General features: G+C 63.3%; 18 protein-coding genes. All 18 read left to right on the forward strand.

Annotated elements, in window-relative coordinates; all coding sequences use genetic code 11:
• Positions 1-12: 12 nt before the first annotated feature.
• The 18 genes from PCO31110_RS12635 (at position 13) to PCO31110_RS12720 (ending at position 19,426) form a co-directional block, all read left to right on the forward strand.
• Positions 13-717 (forward strand): succinate dehydrogenase iron-sulfur subunit, encoded by a 705-nt coding sequence (locus PCO31110_RS12635; protein ID WP_023873897.1) that lies wholly within the window; start codon positions 13-15, stop codon positions 715-717.
• Positions 718-727: 10 nt separating this feature from the next.
• Positions 728-1,000 carry an FAD assembly factor SdhE gene (locus PCO31110_RS12640; RefSeq protein ID WP_010807371.1) on the forward strand — a complete coding sequence of 91 codons (273 nt, stop codon included), beginning with the start codon at positions 728-730 and terminating at the stop codon, positions 998-1,000.
• A gap of 29 nt (positions 1,001-1,029) precedes the next feature.
• Positions 1,030-2,331, forward strand: a complete 1,302-nt coding sequence (gltA, locus tag PCO31110_RS12645; RefSeq protein WP_010807370.1) for a citrate synthase — start codon at positions 1,030-1,032, stop codon at positions 2,329-2,331.
• A gap of 280 nt (positions 2,332-2,611) precedes the next feature.
• The gene (gene leuC, locus PCO31110_RS12650) at positions 2,612-4,021 is read left to right on the forward strand and encodes a 3-isopropylmalate dehydratase large subunit (RefSeq protein WP_150690575.1); all 1,410 of its coding nucleotides are present in this window, start codon (positions 2,612-2,614) and stop codon (positions 4,019-4,021) included.
• A gap of 55 nt (positions 4,022-4,076) precedes the next feature.
• On the forward strand, positions 4,077-4,205 hold the full coding sequence (locus tag PCO31110_RS12655; protein ID WP_010807368.1) for an entericidin A/B family lipoprotein: 129 nt from the start codon (positions 4,077-4,079) through the stop codon (positions 4,203-4,205).
• A gap of 119 nt (positions 4,206-4,324) precedes the next feature.
• Positions 4,325-4,975 (forward strand): 3-isopropylmalate dehydratase small subunit, encoded by a 651-nt coding sequence (leuD, locus tag PCO31110_RS12660; protein ID WP_010807367.1) that lies wholly within the window; start codon positions 4,325-4,327, stop codon positions 4,973-4,975.
• Positions 4,976-5,010: 35 nt separating this feature from the next.
• Positions 5,011-6,078 (forward strand): 3-isopropylmalate dehydrogenase, encoded by a 1,068-nt coding sequence (gene leuB / locus PCO31110_RS12665; RefSeq protein ID WP_150690576.1) that lies wholly within the window; start codon positions 5,011-5,013, stop codon positions 6,076-6,078.
• Positions 6,079-6,138: 60 nt separating this feature from the next.
• A complete protein-coding gene (asd, locus tag PCO31110_RS12670) occupies positions 6,139-7,269 on the forward strand; it encodes an aspartate-semialdehyde dehydrogenase (RefSeq protein WP_010807365.1) in 1,131 nt (376 codons plus the stop codon).
• Positions 7,270-7,394: 125 nt separating this feature from the next.
• Complete coding sequence (locus tag PCO31110_RS12675) at positions 7,395-10,454, forward strand: motility hub landmark protein FimV (RefSeq protein WP_150690577.1); 3,060 nt, start codon at positions 7,395-7,397, stop codon at positions 10,452-10,454.
• An 83-nt stretch (positions 10,455-10,537) separates the two neighbouring features.
• Entirely contained in the window at positions 10,538-11,338 is an 801-nt protein-coding gene (gene truA / locus PCO31110_RS12680; RefSeq protein ID WP_010807363.1) for a tRNA pseudouridine(38-40) synthase TruA, read from the forward strand.
• On the forward strand, positions 11,335-11,991 hold the full coding sequence (locus tag PCO31110_RS12685; RefSeq protein WP_010807362.1) for a phosphoribosylanthranilate isomerase: 657 nt from the start codon (positions 11,335-11,337) through the stop codon (positions 11,989-11,991). Before truA ends, PCO31110_RS12685 begins: the two co-directional genes overlap by 4 nt.
• Before the next feature lie 57 nt (positions 11,992-12,048).
• A complete protein-coding gene (trpB, locus tag PCO31110_RS12690; RefSeq protein WP_010807361.1) occupies positions 12,049-13,251 on the forward strand; it encodes a tryptophan synthase subunit beta in 1,203 nt (400 codons plus the stop codon).
• 165 nt (positions 13,252-13,416) lie between these two features.
• Positions 13,417-14,250 carry a DNA-methyltransferase gene (locus PCO31110_RS12695; RefSeq protein ID WP_144265684.1) on the forward strand — a complete coding sequence of 278 codons (834 nt, stop codon included), beginning with the start codon at positions 13,417-13,419 and terminating at the stop codon, positions 14,248-14,250.
• The gene (trpA, locus tag PCO31110_RS12700) at positions 14,204-15,028 is read left to right on the forward strand and encodes a tryptophan synthase subunit alpha (protein WP_010807359.1); all 825 of its coding nucleotides are present in this window, start codon (positions 14,204-14,206) and stop codon (positions 15,026-15,028) included. Before PCO31110_RS12695 ends, trpA begins: the two co-directional genes overlap by 47 nt.
• Positions 15,029-15,145: 117 nt before the next feature.
• Positions 15,146-16,021, forward strand: a complete 876-nt coding sequence (accD, locus tag PCO31110_RS12705) for an acetyl-CoA carboxylase, carboxyltransferase subunit beta (RefSeq protein WP_010807358.1) — start codon at positions 15,146-15,148, stop codon at positions 16,019-16,021.
• A 188-nt stretch (positions 16,022-16,209) separates the two neighbouring features.
• The gene (gene folC / locus PCO31110_RS12710; protein ID WP_150690578.1) at positions 16,210-17,508 is read left to right on the forward strand and encodes a bifunctional tetrahydrofolate synthase/dihydrofolate synthase; all 1,299 of its coding nucleotides are present in this window, start codon (positions 16,210-16,212) and stop codon (positions 17,506-17,508) included.
• Between the two features lie 45 nt (positions 17,509-17,553).
• Positions 17,554-18,600 carry an SPOR domain-containing protein gene (locus tag PCO31110_RS12715; protein ID WP_010807356.1) on the forward strand — a complete coding sequence of 349 codons (1,047 nt, stop codon included), beginning with the start codon at positions 17,554-17,556 and terminating at the stop codon, positions 18,598-18,600.
• 1 nt (position 18,601) lies between these two features.
• Positions 18,602-19,426: a CvpA family protein gene (locus PCO31110_RS12720; RefSeq protein WP_246189824.1), complete on the forward strand. Its 825-nt coding sequence runs from the start codon at positions 18,602-18,604 to the stop codon at positions 19,424-19,426.
• Positions 19,427-19,451 lie beyond the last annotated feature (25 nt).

The following is a 19,451-nucleotide window of genomic DNA, read 5'->3' on the forward strand; positions in this document are numbered from 1 at the left end:
GGGATTCGCAAGATCATGAAACGCATTTTTGAAGTCTACCGCTACGATCCGGACAAGGATGCCGCACCGTACATGCAGACCTACGAGGTTGAACTCGACGGTCACGAGCGCATGCTGCTCGACGCCCTGGTCAAGCTCAAGAAGCTCGACGAAGGCATCGCATTCCGCCGCTCGTGCCGCGAAGGTGTGTGCGGTTCGGACGCGATGAACATCAACGGCAAGAATGGTCTGGCCTGTCTGACCAACATGAACGATCTGCCGAACAAGATCGTTCTGAAGCCGCTGCCGGGTCTGCCCGTCATTCGCGATCTGATCGTCGACATGACGCACTTCTTCAACCAGTACCACTCGATCAAGCCGTACCTGATCAACCCCGAGCCGGCACCGGAGAAGGAGCGTCTTCAGTCGCCCGAGCAACGTGATGAGCTTGATGGTCTGTACGAGTGTATTCTGTGCGCATCGTGCTCCACGTCGTGCCCGAGCTTCTGGTGGAACCCGGACAAGTTCGTCGGCCCGGCGGGTCTTCTGCAGGCCTACCGCTTCATCGCCGACAGCCGCGATACGGCAACCAGCGAGCGTCTGGACAACCTGGAAGATCCGTATCGCCTGTTCCGCTGCCACACGATCATGAACTGCGTGGATGTGTGCCCGAAGGGTCTGAACCCGACGAAGGCCATCGGCAAGATCAAGGAGCTGATGGTGCGTCGCGCCGTCTGACCAAGCGATCATGCCGGATATCAATCACCAGTCCGATCCGGTCAAGCGTGCCCGCCTTCGCTGGCGGGCACGCCGCGGTTTGCTGGAAAACGACCTCATCCTCGAACGATTCTTCGCCAGGTACGAAGCCTCGATGACTGACGAGGATGTGGGCGCCCTCACGAAGCTGCTCGATTTGAGCGACAACGATTTGATGGATCTGCTACTAGCGCGCAAAGAGCCCGAGGCGGATCTGGACGGGCCGGACGTGCGGCGCCTGTTGGCGCTTTTGCGTGCCGTGTAGGGGTTTAAGTATTTTTTTGAGGAAGCGATATGACTCCGTCTGATGTTAAAGCCACCCTATCTTTCTCTGACGGTTCGCCCAGCGTCGAACTGCCGATCTATCAGGGAACGATGGGCCCGGATGTAATCGACATCCGCAAGCTGTACGGCCAGACCGGCAAGTTTACGTATGACCCGGGCTTTATGTCGACGGCGTCGTGCAATTCCGCCATCACCTACATCGATGGCGACAAGGGTGAGCTGCTGTACCGCGGTTACCCGATCGAGCAGTTGGCCACCAACTGCGACTTCCTCGAGACGTCTTATCTGTTGCTCAAGGGCGAACTGCCCAACGCAAAGGATAAGGAAGAGTTCGTCAAGACCGTGACCCGTCACACGATGGTGCACGAGCAAATGAACTTCTTCTTCCGCGGTTTCCGTCGCGATGCTCACCCGATGGCTGTGCTGACCGGTTCGGTCGGTGCGCTGTCGGCGTTCTATCACGACTCGTTGGACATCAACAATCCGACGCACCGTGAAGTTTCGGCCATTCGCCTGATCGCCAAGCTGCCGACGCTCGTCGCCATGGCGTACAAGTACAGCATCGGCCAGCCGTTCGTGTATCCGCGTAACGACCTGTCGTACAGCGCGAACTTCATGCGCATGATGTTCGCCAACCCGTGCGAAGAGTACGAAGTCAACGACGTGCTGGTGCGCGCCCTCGACCGTATCCTGATCCTGCACGCCGATCACGAGCAGAACGCTTCGACGTCGACCGTCCGTCTGGCCGGTTCGTCGGGTGCGAACCCGTTCGCCTGTATCGCTGCCGGTATCGCATGTCTGTGGGGCCCGGCGCACGGTGGTGCGAACGAAGCCGCGCTGAACATGCTCGAGCAGATCGGTTCGCCGGACAAGATCCCCGAGTTCATCAAGCAAGTGAAGGACAAGAACTCGGGCGTGAAGCTCATGGGCTTCGGTCACCGCGTGTACAAGAACTACGACCCGCGCGCCAAGCTCATGCGCGAGACGTGCTACGAAGTGCTCAACGAACTCGGTCTGCACGACGACCCGCTGTTCAAGCTGGCCATGCAACTCGAGAAGATCGCTCTGGAAGACGAATACTTCGTGTCGCGCAAGCTGTACCCGAACGTCGACTTCTACTCGGGTATCGTTCAGCGCGCGCTCGGCATTCCGACGTCGATGTTCACCTGCATCTTCGCCCTGGCACGTACCGTGGGCTGGATCGCGCAGTGGAATGAAATGATCGGCGAGCCGGATCAGAAGATCGGCCGTCCGCGTCAGCTGTTCATCGGCCACACGCCGCGCGAAGTCGCGTCGATCGACAAGCGTTAAGCCTGTCGAGGCGTTCGGCACGGCTCCCGCTTGCCGTGCCGGCACCTCAACCTTGCCGAAACGGCAAGGCGGTGCGGCCCGCAACGAGCCCTCGTTGCGCTATATTCGAAGCCACGGCACAAGCTGCCGTGATTCGCACAAATCCCCGGTTGATCGTGCGTTTACCGCCCGGTTTCCCGGGGATTTTGTATTCCGCCGGCGCGAAAGCGCTATGGCATAATCAAAAGTTTACAGAACGATATTTGTTCTCGGAACGATAATTTAGCCCCGCGTTTTTATCATGGCCAAGACGCTGTATGACAAATTGTGGGATGCACATGTCGTGCATACCGAGGACGATGGCACTACGTTGCTCTACATCGACCGTCACCTGTTGCACGAGGTGACCAGTCCGCAGGCGTTTGAGGGGCTAAAACTCGCGCAGCGTCCGGTCTGGCGACTTTCTGCCAACCTCGCGGTGTCGGACCACAACGTGCCGACGACCGATCGTACGCAAGGCATTGCCGATCCGATTTCGCGTTTGCAGGTCGACACGCTCGACACCAACTGCGACAACTTCGGCATCACCCAATTCAAGATGAACGACGTGCGTCAGGGCATCGTGCACGTGATCGGCCCGGAGCAGGGCGCCACGCTGCCCGGCATGACGGTGGTTTGCGGCGATTCGCACACGTCCACGCATGGCGCGTTCGGCGCGCTGGCGTTCGGCATCGGCACATCGGAAGTCGAGCACACGCTCGCCACGCAAACCTTGCTCATGAAGAAGAGCAAGAACATGCTCGTGAAGGTTGAGGGCACGCTGCCGCGCGGTTGTTCCGCCAAGGATATCGTGCTCGCCGTCATCGGCCGGATCGGTACTGCGGGCGGCACGGGCTACACGATCGAATTCGCCGGATCGGCGATCCGTTCGCTCACGATGGAAGGCCGCATGACCGTGTGCAACATGGCTATCGAGGCCGGTGCACGCGCCGGTCTGGTGGCCGTGGACGATACGACGATCAACTACGTGAAGGGCCGTCCGTTTGCGCCCACGGGCGTGGAGTTCCAGCAGGCCGAAGCCTACTGGCGTACGTTCCACACCGATCCGGGGGCCCATTTCGACCATGTAGTCGAGATCGACGCGAATACGCTGGTTCCGCAGGTGAGCTGGGGAACGTCGCCGGAAATGGTCGTGAGCATCGAAGACCGCGTGCCCGATCCCGAGAAGGAGAAAGACCCGGTCAAACGCAGTGCCATGGAGCGTGCGCTCGAGTACATGGCGCTCACGCCCGACACACCGATGGCGAGCATCAGTGTCGACAAGGTGTTCATCGGCTCGTGCACCAACTCGCGCATCGAAGATATTCGTGCAGCGGCTTACGTCGTGAAGAAGCTTGGCCGTCGCGTGGCGTCGAACGTGCGTCTGGCGATGGTGGTGCCGGGCTCGGGTCTGGTGAAGCGTCAGGCCGAGCAGGAAGGGCTGGATCAGGTCTTCAAGGCCGCAGGCTTCGAATGGCGCGAACCGGGCTGCTCGATGTGTCTGGCGATGAATGCTGATCGTCTGGAGCCGGGTGAGCGCTGCGCGTCGACCTCGAACCGCAACTTCGAAGGCCGTCAGGGCGCGGGTGGGCGTACGCACCTTGTGAGCCCGGCGATGGCCGCAGCGGCTGCCATCGAAGGCCATTTCGTCGACGTGCGACGCCTCGTCTGACGCTTTAGCATCGGTTTAACCGTCGTTTGACATCGTTTTTGACAGAGAAAGAATCATGAAAAAACTGTGGATGCTGATCGGTGCGGTGCTGGTGCTGGGTGTGGCGGGGTGTAACACGATGGCAGGCCTCGGCAAGGATACTCAAGCCGCCGGCTCGGCCCTCGAGAACGCCGCGAAGAAGTGATGCGACGGTGCGTGTCGCGGGCAATCGCCTCGCGCATGCACCTACGAAATTTCCGGCTTTGACGGCTCCGGTTTTCCGGGGCCGGACGTAGCCGAACTGTTTTGATCAGGTGGTTCGTGATGGAAAAATTTACTGTCCATACGGGGTTGGTGGCACCGCTGGATCGCGAAAACGTCGATACCGACGCGATCATCCCCAAGCAATTCCTGAAGTCGATCAAGCGCACGGGTTTCGGCCAGAACCTGTTCGACGAATGGCGTTATCTCGATGTCGGTCAACCGGGTCAGGATTGCAGCGCGCGTCCGCTCAATCCGAACTTCGTGCTGAACCAGCCTCGGTATCAGGGCGCGACGATTCTGCTTGCCCGCAAGAACTTCGGCTGCGGCAGTTCACGCGAGCACGCGCCGTGGGCGTTGCAGCAATACGGCTTTCGCGCCGTCATTGCGCCGAGTTTTGCCGACATCTTCTTCAACAACTGCTACAAGAACGGGCTGCTGCCGATCGCGCTGTCCGAGTTGCAGGTTGACCATCTGTTCAATGAGACGGCGGCGTTCAACGGCTACCAGTTGACGATCGATCTGGACAAGCAGGCAGTGGTGACGTCCGATGGCCGCGCTTATGAGTTCGACATCGCACCGTTCCGCAAGTACTGCATGGTGAACGGATTCGACGATATCGGCCTGACGCTGCGTCACGCCGACAAGATTCGCGCCTACGAGGCCGAACGGCTCACGAAGCAGCCGTGGCTCGCAACGCGTCTGCCGGGCTGAGTCCCGAGCACTCAAGGCACATCCAAGGAGATTGCATGAAAATCGCTGTGTTGCCGGGTGACGGCATTGGTCCGGAAATCGTGACGGAAGCCGTCAACGTGTTGAACGCACTTGGCGAAAAGTTCGAGCTTGAAGAAGCGCCCGTCGGTGGCGCCGGCTATGCGGCCGCGGGTCATCCGCTGCCGGACACCACGCTCAAGCTCGCGAAGGAAGCGGACGCCATTCTGTTCGGCGCCGTGGGCGACTGGAAGTACGACTCGCTCGAACGCGCGCTGCGTCCCGAGCAGGCGATTCTGGGGTTGCGCAAGCATCTTCAACTGTTCGCCAACTTCCGTCCCGCCATTCTGTACAAGGAACTGGCCGACGCGTCGAGCCTGAAGCCGGAAATCGTGGCAGGGTTGGATATCCTGATCATTCGCGAGCTGAACGGTGACATTTACTTCGGTCAGCCGAAGGGTTTCCGCCAGTCGCCGGACGGTGCTTTCGAAGGCGCGCGCGAAGGTTTTGATACCATGCGCTATAGCGTGCCCGAAGTGGAGCGTATCGCGCACGTCGCATTTCAGGCCGCAGCCAAGCGTGACAAGCGTTTGTGCTCGGTCGACAAGGCCAATGTTCTCGAGACGTCGCAACTGTGGCGCGACACGATGATCGAGGTCGCGAAGCAGTATCCGGAGGTCGAACTGTCGCATATGTACGTCGATAACGCCGCGATGCAACTGGTCAAGGCGCCGAAGAACTTCGACGTGGTGGTGACTGGCAACATGTTCGGCGATATTCTCTCGGATGAGGCGGCGATGCTGACGGGGTCGATCGGCATGCTGCCGTCGGCGTCGCTCGATGCCAACAACAAGGGGCTGTACGAACCGTCGCATGGTTCGGCGCCTGATATCGCCGGCAAGGGTGTGGCCAATCCGTTGGCGACGGTTCTGTCGGCGGCCATGATGCTGCGTTACACGTTCGGCCTCGCAGAACAAGCCGACCGCGTGGAGAGCGCAGTGAAGAAGGTGCTGGCGCAAGGCCTGCGCACGCCCGACATCTGGCGGGAAGGCGCGACCAAGGTCGGTACGCGCGAAATGGGCGCGGCGGTCGTCGCCGCGCTTTAACGCGGACGGGGCGTCGTGAGACGCCCCTCTGCGCAATTGCAACGATAAGAGAGTGGATAAATGAAAACCGTAGGTCTGGTAGGTTGGCGGGGCATGGTCGGTTCGGTTCTGATGCAGCGCATGCAGCAGGAGAACGACTTTGCTTTGATCGAGCCGGTGTTTTTCAGCACCAGCAACGCGGGCGGCAAAGCCCCGTCGATGGCGAAGAACGAGACTTCGCTGAAAGACGCCAATGATGTCAATGAGCTGAAAAAATGCGACATCATCATTACCTGCCAGGGCGGTGACTACACAACCGAGATCTTCCCGAAGCTGCGCGCTGCGGGCTGGAACGGCTATTGGATCGACGCAGCCTCGACGCTGCGCATGGCGAACGATGCCATCATCGTCCTGGATCCGGTCAACCTCGATGTGATCAAGAATTCGCTGACGAAGGGCACCAGGAACTTCATCGGCGGCAATTGCACGGTGAGCTGCATGCTGATGGGCCTGGGCGGTCTGTTCCAGCATGGTCTGGTCGACTGGCTGACGTCGATGACGTATCAGGCGGCGTCGGGCGGTGGCGCACAGCACATGCGCGAGCTGCTCACGCAGTTCGGCAGCATCAACGCCGAAGTCAAGGCGCTGCTGGATGATCCGCACTCGGCCATTCTCGAGATCGACCGTAAGGTGCTCGCCAAGCAGCACGCGCTCACCGCCGACGAGACCAAACAGTTCGGCGTGCCGCTGGGCGGCAACCTGATTCCCTGGATCGACAAGGATCTGGGCAACGGCCAGTCGAAGGAAGAATGGAAGGGCGGTGCCGAGACCAACAAGATTCTGGGTCTGGGCGACGGCTTCCCTGGCACGCGTGCCATTCCGGTGGACGGTCTGTGCGTGCGCATCGGTGCAATGCGTTGCCACAGCCAGGCGCTGACTATCAAGCTTACGAAGGATGTGCCGTTAGATGAACTGACCGACATCATCGGCCAGGCCAATGACTGGGTGAAGGTGGTGCCGAACACGCGCGAGGCGTCGATGAAGGATTTGACGCCTGCCGCGGTGACCGGCACGATGACCATTCCGGTGGGGCGTCTGCGCAAGATGTCGATGGGGCCGGAGTACCTGTCGGCATTCACGGTGGGCGATCAACTGTTGTGGGGCGCAGCGGAACCGCTGCGTCGCATGCTACGCATCCTGCTCGACGCTTGAGCGTCGACGCGTATTGGTAAGGCGTGAAGAACGGCGGCCCGCGGGGCCGCCGTCCGCGCTTTGGGAGGCGCCCCATTTTGCTGGGGCGTCCAGAGAAAATCGACTGACAGGCTTGACAAGACACAGTGCGGAAATACTCGATCGGCAAGCGTGCAAACTCGTCCCGTAACTCGTTTCGCCTGAGCGCGGCGGCGGCCGTCCTGTGGAGCCTCGGGCTTCTCAATGCCGGTGCAGCAGAGTTCGGCCCGCAGCAGGTGCGCTCGGGTCCGGGCCAGCCGCTGCGCGCAGTGATCGTGCTGGGCAACGTGTCGCAAGCCGAAGCCGACGGATTGTCGGTGAAGCTCGCACCGCGCGATGCCTTCAGGCAGGCAGGTCTGCGTTACGACCCTACGCTCGAGAAGCTCTCCGTCTCGGTCACGCCGACTGCGGGACGCGAGCCGGGGTACAGCGGCACGTATCTCGTCCATGTCGATTCGGCTGAGCCGGTCAGTACCTCGTTCCTCGATCTGTTGCTGGTGCTCGAATGGCGCACCGGCCGGCAGTCCAACGCGGTCACGCTGTCCGCCATCCCGGAAGCCAGTGCTGCGCAACCGCAGGCGGTCGTGCCCGCGCAGACGTCGAATAGCGGGGCGCCCGCGACGGCTACCTCTCCCGCGTCTTCCCCGGCACCGGCACCGGCTCCTGCGGCGTCTGCTCAGCCGGGCAACGCATCGGGGGCGGCCGCAGAGGGCGCGCGTAAAGTGGGCCGGGGAGACTCGCTCTCGTCGATTGCCCGCGAATTCACGGGCGGCGAAGGTGGCGCAACGCTCGCGCAGATGATGACCGCGCTGTTTGAATCGAACCGCTCGGCGTTCATCGGTGACGATCCGAACCGGCTGCGTCAGGGGGCGACGTTGACACGCCCGGCCGATGCGCAGGTGCAAAGTATTCCTCCCGCCCAGGCACGCAAGTTCGTGTCTTCGGCGCGGGAACAGTTTGACGCGTATCGCGCGCGGCTGGCCGAATCGACGGCGCAGCAGGCAGCACCGGCCGGTGGCCGCAGTGCACAGGGCGCGATCGAAGCGGGCAAGGCACCGGAAGCGGCCGCCCCCGCCACGCGCGATGAATTGAAGCTGTCGCGACCCGGCAAGGGGGGGGCGGGCGGCAAGGCCGGTCGAACCGGCGGCAGCGAGGAAGAGCAAATCGCCCAAGGCAAGGCGCAAGCCGAGGCTCAGGGCAGGGTGAATGAGTTGCAGAAGAACGTAGCAGATCTCCAGAAGCTGTTGGCGATGAAGAATCAGGCTGTCGCCAATCTGGAGGAGCAGGCCGCCGCCGCTTCCGGGGCGACTGCGCAGGACAAGACGGCGAAATCCGCCGACGGCAAGACCACGACACCCGCGGCTGCCGCTGCGGTACCGAATACCGCGAAGGGCGCGGCTGACGTGAAGGACGCCGCCGCAGCAGACAGTCCGGCCACGGCGGCCGTAGCGTCGGAGGCTGCGGCCACCGATACTGCCTCGGCCGCATCGGCGAGTGCGACAGCATCGGACGCTACGGCCGCCGTGGCGGCACCGGCTAGCGAGGTCGCAGCGGCGTCTGCCGCCAGCGCGCCGACAGCCGAGTCGAAGCCCGCGCCCAATGCCGCCATGAATTGGCGTGCCGTGACGCAGAATCCATATGTGCTGCCGGGCGCTGGCGCGCTGGTGGTGTTGCTCGGCCTGTGGTGGCTGATGCGTCGCCGCCGTGCCGAGACACCGGCCGGGCAGCCCGGCCCGTATGACGACGGGCACGACGCGCATGCCGGCCAGGATCACGATGCGCCGCACGATGGCTCGCAGGCTGACGAGCCGGCATCAGGTGTGGCAACGGCGGGTGCCGTGGCGGCTGCCGGTGCCGTAGGTGCTGCGGCGCTATATGCCGCCAATCAGGCGGAAGCCGATGAGCATCTGCATCCGGCTGCCGAGGACACACGGTCGGCGTCGGACGATGGTGTGGCTGCCGTCGAAGACGTTCAGCCGGCCCCCGAGGCGGCCGAAGCCAGCGTGCCGGAAGAATGGGATGTCGAGCCGTCGCCTTTGGACAACACGTCGGCGGAAGCGGCTCACGCTGAAGGTTCCGACAACTCGCCGGTGACATTCGAGGCGCCGGAAGTGGCCGCTGAACCGCTCGTCGGCGAGGTGGCGTCCGATGTGCCGGATGCCTCGTCCGAAGCTGCCAGCGAGCCGGAAATCGATTGGAATGCCGCGTTTGCCGAGCAGGCGGGGGAGGCAGGCGAAGTGGCTGCCGCTCATGACGATCCGGCGGCTGCCACGTTGTCGTCGCTGGAAGCGCTTGACGCTGCGGCGGCCATCGGTGGGGTTGCGGCTGCGCACACGGCACAAGCCGAGCCGACGCCTGCCGCGCCGGTAGAAGCAGCGGAACCGGCAGAAGCCATGACGCCGATTGCCGACGCGACGCCTGACGGCGGCGTGGCAGGCATGGTGGGCGATCTGGATCTGGCGATTCCGGGGCAGCCGGCGCATGTGGGTACGATTTCGAACGATGCGTTGCCTTCCCTGAGCAAGGGGCTGGGCTCGGTACAGTTCAAGATGGAGCCTAAGGACGATCCGAGCCACCCGCAAACCAGCGCGGATGAAGCGGGCGACGATACCTATCCCGAACTGAGCGACGCCGATTTCGACGCCGCGATGGAACAGGCACATCGCCCCCCCGAGGCGCCGCGCAGCTACACCGATACTGCACACGAAGCACCGTCGCTCAAGCCGCTGTCGTTCGATCTGTCGGACTTCAGCCTCGATCTGAAGGGAGACGAGGCCTCAGCCGCACCGTCGTTCGTCAGCGCGCCGGCGCTGCCCGCCGACATCGGCGTAGAGGCGTTGGTCGAGCACGAGACGCTGGATTCGACGCCGCCGGAAACGCCGTTCGCGGCCGAACCCGCTGCGCCGCAGGTGCCGCAAGTGATCGTACCGACGCCGGAGCCGATCGTCGCGGGATCGTCTGCCGAATCTGCGGAGTCAGCCGCGCCTGCCGCGTCCGCCACGCCGAACGTGCCTGACGAATTCCATACGAAACTCGAACTGGCCGTCGCGTACCAGACCATCGGCGACGACGATGGCGCGCGAGAATTGCTTGAAGAAGTGATCGCCGGAGGGGATGCGGCACAGCAGTCGGCCGCTCGCACACGGCTGGCCGAGCTTGGCAAGTGACGCCACGGCACATCGACGATCACACCACTGATTGACCGTAGTTTGGGGCGCTCGTAGGTTGGGCGCCCATTTTTCTTTTTCATATGCGAATTGCACTGGGCATCCATTACGACGGTACGGCGTTCTCCGGCTGGCAATCGCAGCCGCATGGCAACACCGTGCAGCAAACGCTCGAGGCCGCACTGCGCGAGTTCGGCGGCGTAGCGCTGCCCACGACGGTCGCAGGACGCACCGATACCGGCGTGCATGGCATCGGTCAGGTGGTGCATTTCGATACCGAACTCGATCGCGCGATGTTCTCGTGGGTGCGAGGCGTGAACGCCTTCCTGCCCAAGACGGTTGCCGTGCAATGGGCGCAAGCCATGCCCGGCGACTTCCATGCGCGTTTTGCCGCCTTCGAGCGCACGTATTTCTACGTGCTTTACGTGCATCCCGTGCGTTCGCCCTTGCTCGACGGCCGTTGCGGCTGGCTGCACACCCCGCTCGATCTCGACGCGATGCGCACCGCGAGTCAGGCGCTGGTGGGCGAGCATGACTTCTCGGCGTTCCGCTCGTCGGAGTGTCAGGCCAAGACGCCGGTCAAGCACCTGTACGCTATCGATATCGAGCAGCAGGGACATTTCTTTGTGTTCCGCTTTCGGGCGAGCGCGTTTTTGCATCACATGGTGCGCAACATCATGGGGTGTCTGGTCGCCATTGGCCGGGGACGTCAGCCCGCGAGCTGGATGCCGCAAGTGCTCGCGAGTCTCGACCGGCGTCAGGCCGCCCCGACGTTCATGCCGGACGGCCTGTATCTGGCCCGTGTGGGGTATCCTGAGCGTTTCGCCGTACCCGAGCCCAACTGGGCCGCGTGGCCGTTCCCGATGCCGTGGGCAAGCTTATGAAATCCCGTACCCGAATCAAGATTTGCGGCCTGTCGCAGCCGGCGGATGTCGACCATGCCGTGGCGCTGGGGGTCGACGCCATCGGCCTCGTTTTCTACCCGCCGAGCCCGCGCTATGTGGATCTGGCGCGCGCGGCCGAACTCGCCCGCCGGGTGCCGCCTTACGTGAGTCTGGTCGGCTTGTTCGTCAATGTGACGGCCGACGAGATCGCGCGTACCGTCGAGGCGGTGCCGCTGACGACGCTGCAGTTCCACGGTGACGAAACTCCCGAGGAATGTGCAACGCTGTCGGCGGCGGCAGGCAACCGTCCGTACATGCGCGCCATGCGTATTGGCCCGGAGACGAAAGACAGTGGCGATTTGCTACAATTCGCCAACGCATACACCGCCGCACAAGGCATCTTGCTCGATGCTCTGGTTGAGGGCTATGGCGGTGGAGGAAAGGTTTTCGATTGGTCACTTATTCCAAAAGACATCGCGCGTCGGGCCGTTTTGAGTGGTGGCTTGAACGCACACAACGTTGCTGAAGCCATCGGCCGGGTGACGCCTTACGCCATCGACGTGTCGAGCGGTGTGGAGGCGTCGCGGGGCGTGAAGGATCACGCCCGCATGACGGCGTTCGTGCAGGCAGTGCGTGCTGCCGACGCCGAATAGGCAACCCGCCGGGGCGCCCGCCAGGGCCGCTCACCGGTAATGCGAAGAGTGACGACCATGTACGATTTACCTGACGCCCGAGGCCATTTCGGCCAGTACGGCGGTGTCTTTGTGGCTGAGACGCTGATTCACGCGCTCGACGAACTGCGCGAGGCCTATGCCAAGTATCAGAACGATCCGGCTTTCCTCGAAGAATTCCATTACGAACTGAAGCACTACGTCGGCCGTCCGTCGCCGATTTATCACGCCAAGCGCTGGAGCAGCGAGCTGGGCGGTGCGCAGGTGTATCTCAAGCGCGAAGACCTGAACCACACCGGTGCGCACAAGGTGAACAACGTGATCGGGCAGGCGCTGCTGGCGCGTCGCATGGGCAAACGCCGTGTGATCGCAGAGACCGGCGCCGGTCAGCACGGTGTGGCCACGGCGACCATCGCCGCGCGCTTCGACATGGAGTGCGTGGTGTATATGGGCGCTGAGGACGTGAAGCGTCAGGCGGCCAACGTCTATCGCATGCAACTGCTCGGTGCGACCGTGGTGCCGGTGGAGTCGGGGTCGAAAACCCTCAAGGACGCGCTCAACGAAGCCATGCGCGACTGGGTCACGAACGTCGAGAGCACGTTCTACATCATCGGCACTGTGGCCGGGCCGCATCCGTACCCGATGCTCGTGCGCGATTTCCAGAGCGTGATCGGCGAAGAGTGCAAGGTGCAGATGCCCGAACTGGCCGGACGTCAGCCGGATTACGTGCTCGCCTGCGTGGGCGGCGGCTCGAATGCCATGGGTATTTTCTATCCGTACATCGACGAGCCGAACGTGAAGCTCGTGGGGGTGGAAGCGGCCGGCGACGGCATCGAGACCGGCCGTCATGCGGCGTCGATCATCGGCGGCACGCCCGGCGTGCTGCACGGCAACCGCACCTATTTGCTCCAGGACGCCAACGGGCAGATCACCGAGACGCATTCGATCTCGGCGGGGCTGGACTACCCGGGGGTGGGGCCTGAACACGCGTGGCTGCATGACATCAAGCGCGCCGAGTACGTGGGCATTACCGATACCGAAGCGCTTCGGGCGTTCCATGACTGCTGCCGGATCGAGGGCATCATCCCGGCATTGGAGTCGAGCCATGCGCTCGCTTATGCGTGCAAGTTGGCGCCGACGCTGCCGAGCGACCAGATCGTGCTGGTCAATCTTTCGGGGCGCGGCGACAAAGACATGCACACCGTGATGGCGCTGGCCAAGCCGGCGCCTGCGGGCGCATAAGCGGCGCTGCGAGATGCCATTGATCCCTAGATCCCTGTTCCCAGATCCGTTGAGGACACCAGAACCAGCATGACCGATCTGACTGATCGCAAGGCACAAAATGACATCCTCGGGGCAGAGCGCCCCGTGGACGCCACCGAAGCCGCCGCCGCGCGTCTCGAGGCCATGGAAGCGGCCGGGGAGCTGCGCGCGCGTTGGGCGCCGGGCGACATCACATTGCGTCATGCCGACTTCCTGCATCACTTGCACGAATTGGAAGACGGCAGCGTCGACCTGATTCTTGCCGACCCGCCTTATGGACTCGGCAAGGACTACGGCAACGACTCCGACAAGCGCTCCGGCGAGGACTTCCTCGGCTGGACGTACGGCTGGCTCGAGGCGGCGGTTCCGAAGCTCGCGCCGCGCGGCTCGCTTTACCTGTTCTGCACGTGGCAGTACGCCCCGGAGCTGTTCGTATTTCTGAAGCAGCGCATGCTGATGATCAACGAGATCATCTGGGATCGCCGCGTGCCCAGCATGGGCGGCAGCACCCGGCGGTTTTCGTCGGTCCACGACAACATCGGCTTTTTCGCGGTCTCGAAGGATTACTACTTCGACCTCGATGCCGTGCGCGTGCCGTATGACGCCGCAACGAAGAAGGCGCGCTCGCGCCGTATCTTCGAGGGCAGCAAGTGGCTGGAACTGGGTTACAACCCCAAGGATCTGTGGTCGATCTCGCGATTGCACCGGCAAGACCCCGAACGCGTCGATCATCCGACGCAGAAACCGCTGCATATCATCGAGCGCATGGTGCTGGCCAGTTGTCCGCCCGGCGGTCTCGTGCTCGACCCGTTCATGGGCAGCGGCACGACTGCCGTGGCTTGCGCGCTGCATGGCCGGCGATTCGTCGGCTACGAGCTGAACGCGCATTACCACGCGCTCGCCAATCAAAGACTTCAGAGACTTTCCGATCATGTCCCGCATTCAAGCGACGTTCCAAGCCTTGCAAGCGCAGGGTAAGAAGGGCCTCATTCCGTTCATCACCGCCGGCGATCCCGAGCCGGGCTGGACGGTCAAGCTGATGCATGCGCTGGCCGACAACGGTGCCGACGTCATCGAACTCGGCGTGCCGTTCTCCGACCCGATGGCTGATGGCCCGGTGATTCAGCGCGCCTCGGAGCGTGCACTGGCCCGTGGTGTGAGCCTGGCCGAGGTGCTCGGCTATGTGGCCGTATTCCGCCAGACCAACGACCGCACGCCAGTCGTCCTCATGGGCTACGCCAATCCGATCGAGGCGATGGGCCTCGACACCTTCGCCGAGCGTGCCGCGACGGCCGGTGTGGATGGCGTGCTGGTGGTCGACTACCCGCCAGAGGAAGCCGAGGCGTATGTGAGCGCCGTGCGTGCCCGTGGCATCGATCCGATCTTCCTGCTCGCGCCGACATCGACCGATGCGCGTATCGCCGCCGTGGCGCGTCAGGCGAGTGGCTATCTGTACTACGTTTCCCTCAAGGGGGTGACGGGCGCCGCGAGCCTGGATATGGACAGCGTTGCCGCCAAAATTCCCCAGATCAAGGCCGCTGCGGCCCTGCCGGTGGGCGTGGGCTTCGGTATTCGCGACGCCGCAACGGCCCGTGCCGTGGCGAGTGTGGCGGACGCCGTGGTCATCGGCAGCGCCATCGTCCAGCGACTGGAAAACACGCCGCGTGATCTGACGGGCCAGAACGCGGTAAAATCGCTGGCTGAATTCATCGGCGGCATTCGCCAGGCGCTCGACGAGGGCGCCAAATCGGCGTAAATTCGCGGCGTAATTTTGCCGCACCGTCCGGTGAAACGCTGAATTGAAACGGCCGTGTCATACGGTCGCCCCGAAACGCCCGCCCCTGATGGTGCGGGCGTTTGCCAAGGAGAAACTATGAGCTGGCTCGATAAGCTGCTGCCCCCGAAGATCAAGCAAACCGATCCGACGCAGCGCAACAAGAGCATCCCGGAAGGGCTGTGGATCAAGTGCCCGTCGTGCGAAGCCGTGCTGTATCGCAACGACGTGGAAGCGAATCTGCACGTTTGCCCGAAGTGCGACCATCACATGCGCATTGGCGCGCGTGCACGTCTCGATGCGCTGCTCGATCCGGAAGGCCGTTACGAACTCGGCCAGGAGATCGTGCCGGTCGATGCGCTGAAGTTCAAGGACAGCCGCAAATATCCGGATCGCATCAAGGAAGCGATGGACGACACCGGCGAGACCGATGCGATGGTCGTCATGGGCGGTGCCATCCACACGCTGCCGGTCGTGGTCGCGTGCTTCGAGTTCTCGTTCATGGCCGGCTCGATGGGTTCGGTGGTCGGCGAGCGCTTCGTGCGCGGCGCGCAGAATGCGCTGGAGCAGGGCGTGCCGTTCATCTGCGTGACCGCTTCGGGCGGTGCGCGTATGCAGGAAAGCCTGCTCTCGCTCATGCAGATGGCCAAGACCACGGCCATGCTCACCAAGCTGACGAACGCCAAGCTGCCGTTCATCTCCGTGCTGACCGACCCGACGATGGGCGGTGTGTCCGCCAGCTTCGCCTTCCTCGGCGATGTGGTGATGGCCGAGCCCAAGGCGCTGATCGGCTTCGCCGGCCCGCGCGTGATCGAGCAGACCGTGCGCGAAAAGCTGCCGGAAGGCTTCCAGCGTTCGGAGTTCCTGTTGCAGAAGGGCGCGATCGACATGATCGTCGACCGTCGCAAGATGCGTGAAGAGATCGCTCGCCTGATCGCTTTGATGCAGTGCCAGCCGGCTGACGCTGTCGCCTGAGCACGGCAAATTCACGCGTGCGATGGCGCGGCGCTCGCCGTTGCAGTGCCCCCAAGGGCGGTGCAACAGCGTAGAATTACGCAACGCCACGCAGTGCCGCGCGAGCGGCGCCTGAACGCATCACTTAGCAGGAATGAAGCGCGGACGTTAGTGACGTCCGCGTTTTTGTTTTTCTGCCTCGCACATCCATGCCGATATACTCCACTCTCGACGCCTGGCTCGCCCATCTCGAAACCGCTCACCCCGTGGGCATTGATATGGGCCTCACGCGCATTGGCCGCGTGAAAGAGGCGCTCGGACTGCAATTCCCGTGCCCCGTTTTCACGATAGGCGGCACCAACGGCAAGGGTTCGACCTGCGCAATCATCGAAGCTATTCTGCTTTCTGCGGGGTACCGCGTTGGTTGCCATACGTCGCCGCATCTGCTGACCTTCAACGAACGCGCGCGCCTTAACGGCGAGGTCGTCGACGACGCCACGCTGCTGCCGCACTTCGAAGCCGTCGAAGCCGCACGCACGAGCTTCGATACGCCGGTCTCGCTCACGTACTTCGAGTTCACCACGCTTGCGATCATGCACATGTTCGCCACGGCCGGCCTCGACGCCGTGATTCTCGAAGTCGGTCTGGGCGGACGGCTCGACGCGGTGAATATCGTCGATGCCGACTGTGCCGTGATCACGAGCATCGACATCGATCACGCGCAGTATCTGGGCAATACGCGCGAGGCGATCGCCATCGAGAAGGCCGGCATTTTCCGGCCCGGGAAGCCTGCGATTTGCGGCGATCCCATGCCGCCGGCCACGCTTGTCGCCGAGGCGGAGCGCATCGGCGCAGACCTATGGCTGTTCGGCCGCGATTTCAACTATCAGGGCGACAAGCAGCAATGGAGCTACGGGGGACGTCAGATGCGCCGTCCAGCGCTGGCGTATCCGGCGCTGCGCGGCGCGAACCAGTTGCTCAACGCGTCGGCGGCGCTTGCCGCCCTCGAGTCGATGCGCGATCGGCTGCCGGTCTCGGCGCAGGACATTCGTCTGGGGCTTGCATCGGTCGAACTGCCGGGACGTTTCCAGGTGCTGCCGGGGCGTCCGGCGGTGGTGCTCGATGTCGCGCACAATCCGCATGCGGCCGCAGCGCTTGGCCACAATCTCGATGGCATGGGCTTCTTCCCGTACACGTATGCCGTGTTCGGTGCGATGGCCGACAAGGACATCGAAGGCGTGCTGCGCCATCTCGTCGACAAGGTCGATCACTGGCGTCTGTGTGCGCTGCCGACCGAGCGTGCCGCCACGCCGGCGTTGCTTGAAGAGAAGTTGCGGGCCGTGGGGTTCGTGGAAGATGCGGATCATTCGGTCGAGACCTTCGAATCCCCCGAGAAAGCCTATGCCGCCGCGCTCGAGCAGTGCGGGGAGAATGATAGAATTGTAGTTTTTGGATCGTTCTTTACGGTGGCGGGTGTGATGTCGCACCGCAAATTGCAGCGCCACTGAGGTGTGAAGGTGCGTTTGCCGTGACATTTTCTTACGAGAAATGTCATGCGTATGACGCACCACATGCGCGATGATCAGTCCAACGACGCGAGTTACGACCTGAGCCAAGGCCCTATGGGATTGTTTTCCTTCCGCAAGAAAGACGCCGAAGCCGTTCCCCCGAAGCGCGGTAGCCGCAGGAGCGGCCGAACCGGCACCCGTACGGCGGGAGGGGGCGAGTACAGCGAGCACGAGCAACTCGACCCGCTGCTGCCCGAGAAGCAACGCGCGCGCCGCCGTCTGGTCGGCGCGTTGGCGTTGGTGCTCGCGGCCGTCATCATTTTGCCGATGGTACTCGCGCCCGAACCGAAACCGGCCGCCGACGACATCGCCATCCAGATCCCCGGAAAGGATGCCAACTCGCCGCCCGTGCGCGTGAAGCCGAATGCGGCGGTTGCCGTTACGCCGCCGTCCGACGCTTCGCTCGACAAGGGTGAGGAAGCGCTCGACAGCAGCACGCTGGCCGGCGCCAACCCGGTCAAGCCCGCGCCGACGCCGGCCCCTGCACCGACGGGCGTGCCCCCGGCCACCGCCGTGGCGCCTGCTCCCGCACCGAGCGCCGTGCCGGAACCGCAGGTGGCGCAAGCAAAGCCGGAGCACAAGCCGGACGTCAAACCCGACGTCAAGAAGCCCGAGCAGCGTGCCGAGACGAAGCCTGCTGCGAAGCCGGACTCGCACGACACGGCCAAGGCGCAGGCCAAGGCGCAGCCGAACAACAACGTGGCCGACCCGATTGCGCAGTTCGCGCAGAACAATACGACGTCCAAGGCCACCAAGCCGGCCGATAGCCACGACAACACGCAGAAACCGGCGTCGTCGAGCGGCAAGTATCTGGTGCGCATCGGCGCTTTCTCGACGCAGGATCGCGCACAGGCATGGCTCGTCAAACTGAAGCTCGTGAACGTGCCGAGCTACATGGTGAAGAGCACGGTCGACGGCCGTGAGCTGTATCTGCTGCGCGCGGGGCCGTTCCCCGATCGCAACAGTGCCGAAGCGGCCGGCAAGAAGATTCGTGACGCCGGACTGACGGCGCAGGTCGCCGAGGCGGGCTGAGTTGGGCGATACGGTGCATAGCGGTCTGTTGACCGTCGTGGATTACGCGGCAATTGCCATTCTGATTGGCTCGATGCTGCTGGGCATGCTGCGCGGACTCGTGCGCGAGCTGTTCAATCTGGTGGGCTGGGTGGTGGCGTTCTTCGTGGCGCGCGCGTTCGGCCCGGCGGTGGCGCATTGGTTACCCGCCGACCTGCCCGGTGGCGAGATGACGCAGGGCGCACTCGGTTTCCTGCTGGTGCTCGTCGCGGTGGTGTTCGGCGCAGGCATCGTCAGCGCGCTCGTGGGCCGCATGACCGATATGATCGGCTTGCGCCCGGCCGATCGCGGTTTAGGGATGTTATTCGGTATCGTTCGCGGCATTCTGCTCTTGATGTTGTTGATGGTCGCCGCCAAGTTAACGGCATTGCCGCAACAACCGGTATGGCAGCACTCGTTGGTACGCCCGTGGGTGGACGCGGGGCTGGAGCGGCTCATGCCTTACCTGCCCGAGCCTGTGCAGCACTACCTGCATAAGCCTGAGGCCGCGATGCCGAGCGTCAATCCGCTGGGAACGCCAATTCCCTTGCCACAACTGGAACCCTATCGGGGAACGCCGGATGCCGGCGGGCAGGGCGGTAACGGTACGCAGGGGCATTCGGGCAGCCAGAGCGGCGGCGCGATGTCCGGCGTGTCGAGGCTGATGGGTGGCGGCACCCTGCGGGAGGGCAGCGCCGGCAACGGTTTGGCGGGCGATGGCTTGGGCGGTGCGCAGCAGCAGGGGTGGGGCATGCGCAGCAGTGGATCGGGCACGCCGTCGACCGGCCTGCACAAGGTTGCCGAATGACGGATAATACGGTCCTCCGTTTGAC

The sequence above is a fragment of the Pandoraea communis genome (assembly GCF_902459745.1).
GTDB classification, from domain to species: Bacteria; Pseudomonadota; Gammaproteobacteria; order Burkholderiales; family Burkholderiaceae; genus Pandoraea; species Pandoraea communis.